We start from the raw sequence: 8,790 nt of genomic DNA, 5'->3' as shown, positions 1-8,790 counted from the left end.
CGGTACAGTTTACGGTACACTGGGCCGTTTTTGGGCACGAAAAAAGGACCTACGGGTTTCCGTAAGTCCTTTGATTCCAATTGGTAGCGGGGGTAGGATTCGAACCTACGACCTTTGGGTTATGAGCCCAACGAGCTACCAGGCTGCTCCACCCCGCGACTGGTCTATAGCATGTATACCAGATTCTGAGCCTTCTTTGCAAGAAATGCGCCCAAGTCTTTTCAGGGCGCGCCGCTATTTGCCTTCCGCGGCCGGGCCGTCCGCTTTACGCGCGCCCGTGGCCGGATCGAGTTCGTCAGAGATAGCTTGCGCAAAGTTGGGCGCGGCCATGGCTTCTCCCGCGCCGCCAACCCACTGGATGCCGTTTACGAGAGTGTTCCGGAAATTCTCATGGTCCCATACGTCTTCGCGATGTCCCATGGCATTGACAAATACGCGCCCACTCCCGTATGCGCTGCACCAGACCATGGGGATTTCCGGCAGGTCGTAATCCTTGATACGCCGCCCTGCAGGTCCCGGGTCCAGGGTCGCGAGCACGTGCAGGGAAGCCGTGTTGAAGTTCCGGTGCAGATACCATTCCTCCATCACGGTCCACTCTGCGGGCTGCCCTGACATAATCGGATGCGACGCGTCGACGACCTTGAGCGTGCCCTTGAATTGCGGGCCGTGCCCGCGGAATTCGCCGCCGACCATCTGGGTATACGGTGTGGGCTCCCCGTCCTTGCCCGAGCGGAATGAATCGGTGCCCGCGTGGATGGCGATGAAGCCGCCGCCCGCCTTGACCCAGTCGAGCAGTTCGGTCACGCCGTTCTCGCCCATGACGCGGCCTTGGTCCTTGTCACCCATGTTCCGCAAATCGCCCTGGGTATAGAAGATGACCACGTCGTAATTCTTGAGGGCTTCCGCGTTGACCTCACTGGCGTCCTTGGTGCATACGATCGTCGCGCCGATCGACTCGGCTATCTGGGTGAGCCATTTATCGGAATGGCTGGGCTGGCCATCTTGCTGATGGACCGGGCCATGTTCGAATCCCTCCGATTTCGTGAGGTACAGGATACGCAGCGGCGCTGCGCTTGCCGATTCAGACGCCAGCAGCACCGCCGGCAACAACATGAGCAACATTGGCTTCCACATAGGTCTGTCTCCTTGCCATTCCGTTCAGACTCCCCGCCCGCACACGACTTCGCCGCGCAATCCCGGCACAGCGCAGGGCAGACGGGAAGACTTATGGTACGCCATGCTGACGGTTGGAGGCAATGAGCATCCGGGCGGTGTGCATCCGGGCGGTGCAACCGCCGCGGATTGTGCCCGCCGGCTTCGAACATACCGCAAGGTTCCAGCGCACGAGTGGCGATTGGATCAGAGATTCCACTCGCGCAGCCGCTCTTTGGCGACCTTGGCCGTCTCCCCCAGCACTTCGGTGAATGTTTTCTCCGGAATACGGAGCAGGCTGAGCATTTCCTTGCATTGCGCGGCGAATGCAGTTGCGTTCTCTTTCGTGATCCGCCCGTAGGCGTCGGTCATGACGGCGGCAAGCCCCACGATCACCACCAGGTCATGGCATGCGTCCGCTTGCACGGGCTTGTGATGAAAACGCATGGCGGTCATGATGTCGCCGGGCAGGTTCCACTCCCGCGCAAGCAAATAGCCTATCTCGGGATGAGCGACGCCGAGCATCCGCTCTTCAAGCGCAATCACTTCCCGGTCCGGGAGTTTTTGGTCAATGGCCGCGTAACGTTCCGGAATCACCTCCGCAAAGACAAGCCGGCCAAGGTCATGCAGCAGTCCCGCGGTAAACGCATTACCCCGGTCCGGGTAATTGCAGACACCGGCGATGGCCCGCGCTGCCGTGGCGCAGAATACCGACCACCGCCAATACGCCTTGTAGTCAAAGTGCTGGGACGCCACAAAATAGTCTATCACCGCGGACGTCAGCACCACCGAATACGTTTCCCGCAGGCCCAGGAGCGTAACGGCCTTGCCAACGTTCTCGACGCGGTGCGCAAAGCCATAGGCAGACGAATTCGCGAGGCTCAGCAACTTCGCGGAAAGAGACGGGTCCTGTTCCACAATCTCAGCAACATCGTTCATGGACGTGTCCGGCCGCTCCATGGCGGCACGTACGCGCCGCACCGTCTCCGGCAGGGCGGGCAGTGTCTTCACGTTCCGCACCAGGTGCATAATCCCTTCCAGATTGAGCGCGACCTCGACGCGAGTCAAGGCCACATCGCCGGAGGGGGCGGGTGCGGGAGACGGGGTGCGCACGCGGGCGGGCCCCACGTCCGGGTCTGCGAGCGCGGCAGCCTTCGGCTTTTCGTAGTAGCGTTCCAGCGCGATGCGCACGTCATTTATTGATACGAGCAAGGGCCGGACACGTAATCCCGTGGACCGCTCCAGTTCCGATATGGAGGCGGCATCCAGCGGGCACGCCATGCCTACCGTGAGGTAGCGGCCCATTTTGTCCAGCGGAACCACTTCGTGTTTCAGGGCAAAATCACGGGGCACCAGTTGAATCAGGTCGCGCGGTATCGTGTAGTTCATCAGGTCTATGCTTGCAACACCCGGCTGCCGGGAAAGGAATGTGAGGAAAGCGCGAGCATCCAGGTAGTTCAAAGCGATCAGGTTCTCTACGACCTTCCCGCCCTTCTCCTGCTGCACCGTGAGCGCATGACGGAGCTGGTCCTCCGTAATGACGCCCGCGTCAATCAGCAACTCGCCGATCCGTTTGGAGGGCTGGGCCTGAACGCCCGTGCGTCTACGCTGTTCCCCATTCTCTTTCGCTTGCTTCGGGGATACCATGGCCAAGGTCCTTCCGAATCTGCGGGTCCTGCCGGTCGCCACACCAAGGGCCTGCACAACCGCCCCGTGCGTCGCATCACCCAGGCATCACGCACCGGCCCCAATGGCGGTAATTCCGAACACCTGATCAAGGCAAGTCTATGCCCCCCTTCCCACCCTGTCAAGAAAAACCGCAACAGCACATCTATTCAAGCCAGAGACTAACCGCCTCCCGCAGAACCGGTGAAACTTTCACGTTGGGTTAGAGGAACACGACGCGCTTGCTGCCCTTGGCGGCGCCACATGAGCGGCAATTACCACATGATTTGATTTCGTTCGTCAGGAGGTCTACCGAAATGCGGGCGTCTATAACTGTCTCTCCCTCGTCGAACGTGATTTCCGCCACCGCGCAAAGCCGGCCTGGGCCGCCCGGGGCCCCGCCCGTCAGCACTTCGAGCGCGGACTGCACCGCGACCAGGTGCTTAAGCGACAGGAATTCCTCGATTGGGCCGGAGGTCTCCATCTGACCCAGAAAACGTTCGGGCGTAAGCTCAAGGATCTCTCCCACGCTGCATCCGCCAAGGGCGCCCAGCAACAGCGCCTCCGCGCCGACGGCGCGCCCACAAGTCTTCTTGATGAAGCGATAGGACTTGAGCCTGTCCTGCGCATCCACGGTGACGCGAATCAGTTCGGTGACATCACTGCACGGCATGGCGGGGATACGCCTCTTCCACCTTCGCGGCCAAGATGAAATCGCTCTCGGTCAATCCGTCAATCTTGTGCGTCCAAAGCGTAACGGTAACGGCGCCCCAGGTCAGATGGATGTCAGGATGATGGTTCTGCTCCCCGGCGATAGCGCCGATAGCATTGACGAAAGCCAGCGCCCAAGAGAAATCGGGAAACCGGAATGCCTTCTCGATGTGATGGTCGTCAATCAGCGCCCAGCCGCGACCCAGTTCCCGGTGAAGGCGCAACAGCGTCTCGCCCTTGAGCGGTTGTACGCCGCCCCGGCACGGGATACACTCTCGATGCGCCAGTTGTCTCCAGGTTTCTTGTGACATCGCGAAGAACACCCGTTTCTTTGATGGTAAGGCGCGCGTTTCCCCGGAACTTGAAATCTCATTATACATCAATCACGCGTTCCGGGCGCGCATACCAGATGTTGAGGTCCGAATGGTCGTCCAGTGTAACCTTGCCCAGGCGAACGCTGTAGGCGGGTTCGCCGGCGCAATGATAGGTCACCTCGATGTCCGCTATGTCCCATTGCCCTCGCTCCGGGCCAACCAACAGGAGGCTGTGCGGGAAACTCTCCGGGTTGCCGGTGAGTTCGGCCGCCTCGCCGACGCCCGTACCGCCCTTGACCTCATCGAAGCCGAGTCCAAAACCATTGATGGCGTACTGTGGGGAATGGTCCAGCCCGTGCTCGCCCGTCCGGATTTTCAGCGTAAAGGTGATTAATTTGGGCATAGGGTTATCCAAGTCCCGTGGGGGTGTCCGTGAAATAGGGGTTCGTGCCCGCGGCGTGATCCGTTTCATCCAGCACCGCACCAAGGCCGGGAACGGCCTCGCGGAGGGCTCGCTCGACGCCCTGGCGCAATGTCAGAGCCGACATGGCGCACCCTTGGCAGCCGCCGCCCATGGTGATATAGACGGTATTGCCTTCCACGCGGTTCAAGACAATTCGTCCGGAATGTGCGGCAATACCGGGGTTGACCTCATTCTCGATTACGCGCGCCAGCGTCCAGCGGATCTCTTCTTCCGGCGGTATCCCGGCAAGTGCTTCAGAAGACACCGCCGTCCGGCCGCTTTCCAGATGTTCACGAATGACCCGGCCCGCTTCGCGCGCATACGCCTCCAACTCCGGCTCGTCTCTGCGCTCCCCCGACACGCTTATCGTCCTGTGATGCAACGTGACGGACGACACGCCGCCAAGCGAGAACAGCGCCGCGGCAAGAGGCGAATGCATGCTCGCGGTCTCCCGGTCGGGGCAAACGAAGGAGATTCCCGGCAACACGGGCCGGTCAAGCAGAAAGGTGAGGCCGTCCCCGCTACGCGCGAGCCGGGCCTTGATGTGTACGCCCTCGCCGGGCGGCGGCGCTTCCGGTTCCACGAGAAGAGGAGCATGGACAATGCGGCGCGGCGGCGGCTCCCGCACCTCTTCGCTTGCCCGCTGCGGCGCGGGCGGCGTTCGGGATGCAGGCGAGCGGGGCGGGACGTCCCGTGCAGGGCTGCGGAAAACCTTCGAAAACCAACTTGACATCTCGGTGATCTCCAGGCGCGTCTTCCTGTTCATGCCATTCCATGAAGACACCCTGAATGCGAGATTCATTCCAGGACAAGCCCGGGGGCCCGGCAGTGAAAGGCGTGGAGGACGCCAAGTTGCCGTTATGGGCCTTCAACCGGTATACTCGTTGGGTTGGACCGTCGGTTTTATTGTCTTGAGCAACTTTCACGCGGCCCCTTCGGCGGGCTGTAAAACATGTAATGGAGGGGCCACTCATGGCACTGGAAGCGGGCAAGGTGCGCAACGTTGGGATTGTCGGTCACAGCGGCGCCGGAAAGACGTCGCTGGTCGAGCAAGTCCTTTCTGACATGGGGGTAACCTCGCGGCGCGGCCGTATTGAAGACGGGAACACCGTGCCGGATTTCCTAGAGGAAGAGGTGCAACACGGGCACTCGATCCAGTTGTCGCCGGTGCATTTCGAACACGACGGGATGCGGATACATCTCGTGGATCATCCGGGATATGCCGATTTTCTGGGCGAACTGGCGGCCTCGGCGCCCGTCCTGGACGCGATGGTCATCGTGGTGGACGCGAGCACGGGCATCCAGATCGGGACGGACAATGCGTTCCGGTATGCGGAGAAATACCACGTGCCGCGCGCGTTTTTCATCAACAAACTCGAGCGCGAACACACCGACTTCGACGAGCTGGTGAACATGCTTCGGGCGACCTACGGCACGCAGGTGGCCCCGCTCGTGGCCCCGGTAGGGCAAGCCCATGAGTTCAGCAACGTCGTGAACGTGCTGGAGGCAGACGGGCTGGATGAAACGCAGCAAGCCATGAAGCTGGAACTCATGGACGCGGTCGCGGAAAGCAATGACGCCCTGCTTGAGAAGTACCTCGATGCGGGCACGCTCTCTCCGGAAGAACTGCGCGAGGGGATGCGCGCGGGCATCGCGGAAGGCAAGCTGATACCCGTAATCGCGGGCTCCGCGGACAAGGACCTCGGCGTCCGCGAATTGATCGGCCTTATCGCCACGTGTTTTCCCTCCCCGCTCGACCGCAAGGTTATCGCGATCGACAACAACGACAAGCCCGTCGAAGTGCCGGTAGACCCGAACGGACCGTTCCTCGCCCAGGTGTTCCGGCAGGTGGTGGACCCGTTTGTCGGCCATCTGACGATGTTCCGCGTGTTCTCGGGCACGCTCAAGAGCGACGGCGAATTCTATAATGTCACGACGCGCTCAAAAGAGCGGACGGGCAAGATCCTGCTGCTGAAGGGCAAGGACAACGTGCAGGTGGATTGCGCAGGCCCGGGCGACATCGCGGCCGTGACCAAGTTGAAAAACACGCGTTTCGGCGACACGCTCGGGATCCAGAGCACGGAAGTCTCCCTGCCCATGATCGAGATGCCGACGCCACTCGTGAAGCTGGCGATCAGGCCGAAATCGCGCGCGGACGAGGACAAGATTGGCGAAGCGTTGAACCGCCTCGCTGAAGAAGACCCGACTTTCAAGCATTATCGAGACCAGGACACCCATGAACACGTCATCCGCGGCATGGGCGACCTGCAACTCGAAATCCTGCTGGAGCGCATGCGCAACAAGTACCACGTCGAAGCAGAAACGTCGACGCCGCGGGTCGCGTATCGCGAGACGATCAAGGCAACCGCCGAAGCCCAAGGCCGGCACAAGAAGCAGACCGGGGGCCACGGCCAGTTCGGCGACGTGCACCTGCGTATCGCGCCGAACACGCGCGGCGCGGGCTACGAGTTTATCGACAGCATCGTGGGCGGCGTCGTGCCGCGGCAATACATCCCCGCCGTCGACAAGGGCTGCATCGAGGCGCTGGCCAAGGGCATCATTTCCGGGCACCCCGTGGTCGATATCAAGGTGGAGCTGTTCTACGGTTCATACCACTCGGTTGATTCGTCCGAACTGGCATTCAAGATCGCCGCGAGCCTTGCCCTCCAGAAGGCCTTCAAGGAAGCCAGGCCGTGCATCCTCGAGCCGATCATGGAAATCGCCATTACCATACCCGATGAGTTCATGGGCGACATCAACGGCGACCTGAACTCGCGCCGCGGCCGCATCCTGGGCATGGACCCGGCGGGTCCCGGGCGGCAATGTATCCGCGCGACGGTGCCCGAGGCGGAAGTGTTGCGGTATTCGGCCGACCTGCGCAGCATGACGGGCGGGCGCGGCACGTACGACCTGAAGTTCAGCCATTTCGAGGAAGTACCGGAACATCTCGCCAAGGAAATCATCGCGGCTTACGAAAAAGCCCGCGAAGAAGGGAAAGACTGAGACCGCCTATAGCGCCTCAAATACCTCTATCACGCGATTCACCTGTTCCTTCGTGTCGCCTGTAACGACAAGGAGGAACATTCCATTTTTGCCCACGTTGACAGGCCGTTGGGGACGTTGCCGCGAGACCCCGGCGGCCACGTTGGACAAGTCGAATGCCGAGACCGCCTCCGGTCCGATGTCCGGCTTGTTGTATTCGTACTGTTTCGCGAGCTTGCCGGAGTTGTCAAAGTGGTAGAGCGCTGCCGTAAGAGGCGCGCCGCTGCCGGTGGACAGCTGGATATTGACCTGGTCCACCGCATCCAGGCCGGGCGCCGGCGCTTTGGCGAATTCAAGGATTGTGAAGCCCGCGCCTTCGAGGCCCGCGCGCACGCTTTCGGGCGTCAGTGCCTTGGGCCGCAGTTGCGCCACAAAGGGCAACCCCGCGATAAGAACAAAGACCACCACAAGCACTTTTACGACGGTCTTCACGTTCATGGCGTTATCTTCCTGTTTCTTGCCCGGCGGCATGAACTACAGCCGCCGATTCGTCTCTCAAAACACCCCCGTATGCAAGCCTATGCCCTTGCACTTGGGGCCGAAGCGCTATTCTACCTCACCCGGCTTCCCCCGGAGCATGCCGTACGAGGCCGGATTCCGGGTAAGAACGCCGCGCAACAGTCGTGTATCACGCAAAGCTGCGCGTCAGGCTGCCCAGCAGCAGGTTCCAGCCGTCCACCAACACGAACATGATGATTTTGAAGGGAAGGGAGACAAAAATCGGCGGGAGCATCATCATCCCCATCGCCATCAGGGCGCTGGCTACGACCATGTCTATGATCAAGAAGGGGATATAAATGATAAAGCCAATCTCGAAGGCCGTGGTGAGCTCGCTGACCACGAAGGCGGGCACGAGCACGTGGGTGGGCACGTCGTCGGGCGTATCGGGGCGGGGCAACTGTGCGATATCGAGGAAGAGCTTGATGTCCTTGGGCCGAGCCTGGTCGAACATGAACTCGCGGACGGGGGCGACGGCCTTGTCGAGCGCTTCTTCCGTAGTCGCGATTTCGCCGCGGATATAGGGTTGAATGGACTCGCTGTTCACGCGCTCGTAGGTGGGCATCATGATAAAAAACGTGAGGAACAAGGCGAGCCCGATGAGCACCTGATTAGGCGGTGTCTGCTGCGTGCCCAGAGCTTGGCGCAGAAACCCAAGGACCACGATGATCCGCGTAAAAGACGTGGTCATCACGAGAATGGCGGGTGCCAGCGAGATAACCGTGACGACGAACACAACCAGGAGCGTCGTGGAGATGTTCTCCTGCGCCGCGGCGCGCCGCACGCCGTCAAACACGTTCCCGGCCAGCGATTCGGGTCCCGGGGTCTCCGCCTCTTGTGCCGGAAGCGGGGCCGTGGCGCTCAATGCGAGGCACAGCAGGAAAAGCGTCTTAGTCGCGCGCGTCACGGGCTCGTTCCTGCAAATGTTGCCGCAGCCGCTGAATA

General features: G+C 61.2%; 9 protein-coding genes and 1 tRNA gene. 1 reads left to right on the top strand and 9 read right to left on the bottom strand.

The genetic code is table 11. The features are described from left to right. Positions 1-81: 81 nt before the first annotated feature. The 7 genes from KA184_21575 to KA184_21545 form a co-directional block, all read right to left on the bottom strand. Positions 82-158, bottom strand: a tRNA-Met gene (locus tag KA184_21575). A gap of 76 nt (positions 159-234) precedes the next feature. Next, positions 235-1,134: a ThuA domain-containing protein gene (locus KA184_21570; GenBank protein MBP8132177.1), complete on the bottom strand. Its 900-nt coding sequence runs from the start codon at positions 1,132-1,134 to the stop codon at positions 235-237. 225 nt (positions 1,135-1,359) lie between these two features. Continuing rightward, positions 1,360-2,799: an HDOD domain-containing protein gene (locus KA184_21565; protein MBP8132176.1), complete on the bottom strand. Its 1,440-nt coding sequence runs from the start codon at positions 2,797-2,799 to the stop codon at positions 1,360-1,362. Positions 2,800-3,040: 241 nt separating this feature from the next. Continuing rightward, on the bottom strand, positions 3,041-3,490 hold the full coding sequence (locus KA184_21560; GenBank protein MBP8132175.1) for a hypothetical protein: 450 nt from the start codon (positions 3,488-3,490) through the stop codon (positions 3,041-3,043). Further along, positions 3,477-3,839, bottom strand: coding sequence for a 4a-hydroxytetrahydrobiopterin dehydratase (locus KA184_21555; GenBank protein MBP8132174.1), 363 nt, complete (start codon positions 3,837-3,839; stop codon positions 3,477-3,479). Before KA184_21555 ends, KA184_21560 begins: the two co-directional genes overlap by 14 nt. A 61-nt stretch (positions 3,840-3,900) precedes the next feature. Continuing rightward, positions 3,901-4,245: a helicase gene (locus KA184_21550; protein MBP8132173.1), complete on the bottom strand. Its 345-nt coding sequence runs from the start codon at positions 4,243-4,245 to the stop codon at positions 3,901-3,903. A 4-nt stretch (positions 4,246-4,249) separates the two neighbouring features. Beyond that, the gene (locus KA184_21545; GenBank protein ID MBP8132172.1) at positions 4,250-5,038 is read right to left on the bottom strand and encodes a NifU family protein; all 789 of its coding nucleotides are present in this window, start codon (positions 5,036-5,038) and stop codon (positions 4,250-4,252) included. 239 nt (positions 5,039-5,277) lie between these two features. Between KA184_21545 and KA184_21540 the strand changes: the two genes are divergently transcribed. Further along, positions 5,278-7,308, top strand: coding sequence for an elongation factor G (locus tag KA184_21540; GenBank protein ID MBP8132171.1), 2,031 nt, complete (start codon positions 5,278-5,280; stop codon positions 7,306-7,308). 6 nt (positions 7,309-7,314) lie between these two features. On the opposite strand, the gene KA184_21535 is transcribed toward KA184_21540, so the two are convergent. Together KA184_21535 and fliP are read right to left on the bottom strand one after the other, a co-directional pair. Beyond that, positions 7,315-7,785, bottom strand: coding sequence for a hypothetical protein (locus KA184_21535; GenBank protein MBP8132170.1), 471 nt, complete (start codon positions 7,783-7,785; stop codon positions 7,315-7,317). A 190-nt stretch (positions 7,786-7,975) separates the two neighbouring features. After that, the gene (fliP, locus tag KA184_21530) at positions 7,976-8,722 is read right to left on the bottom strand and encodes a flagellar type III secretion system pore protein FliP (protein ID MBP8132169.1); all 747 of its coding nucleotides are present in this window, start codon (positions 8,720-8,722) and stop codon (positions 7,976-7,978) included. Positions 8,723-8,790: the final 68 nt, after the last annotated feature.

It is taken from the genome of Candidatus Hydrogenedentota bacterium (assembly GCA_018005585.1).
Taxonomy (GTDB): Bacteria; Hydrogenedentota; Hydrogenedentia; order Hydrogenedentales; family JAGMZX01; genus JAGMZX01.
This window is presented reverse-complemented; position numbering and strand designations above follow the sequence as displayed.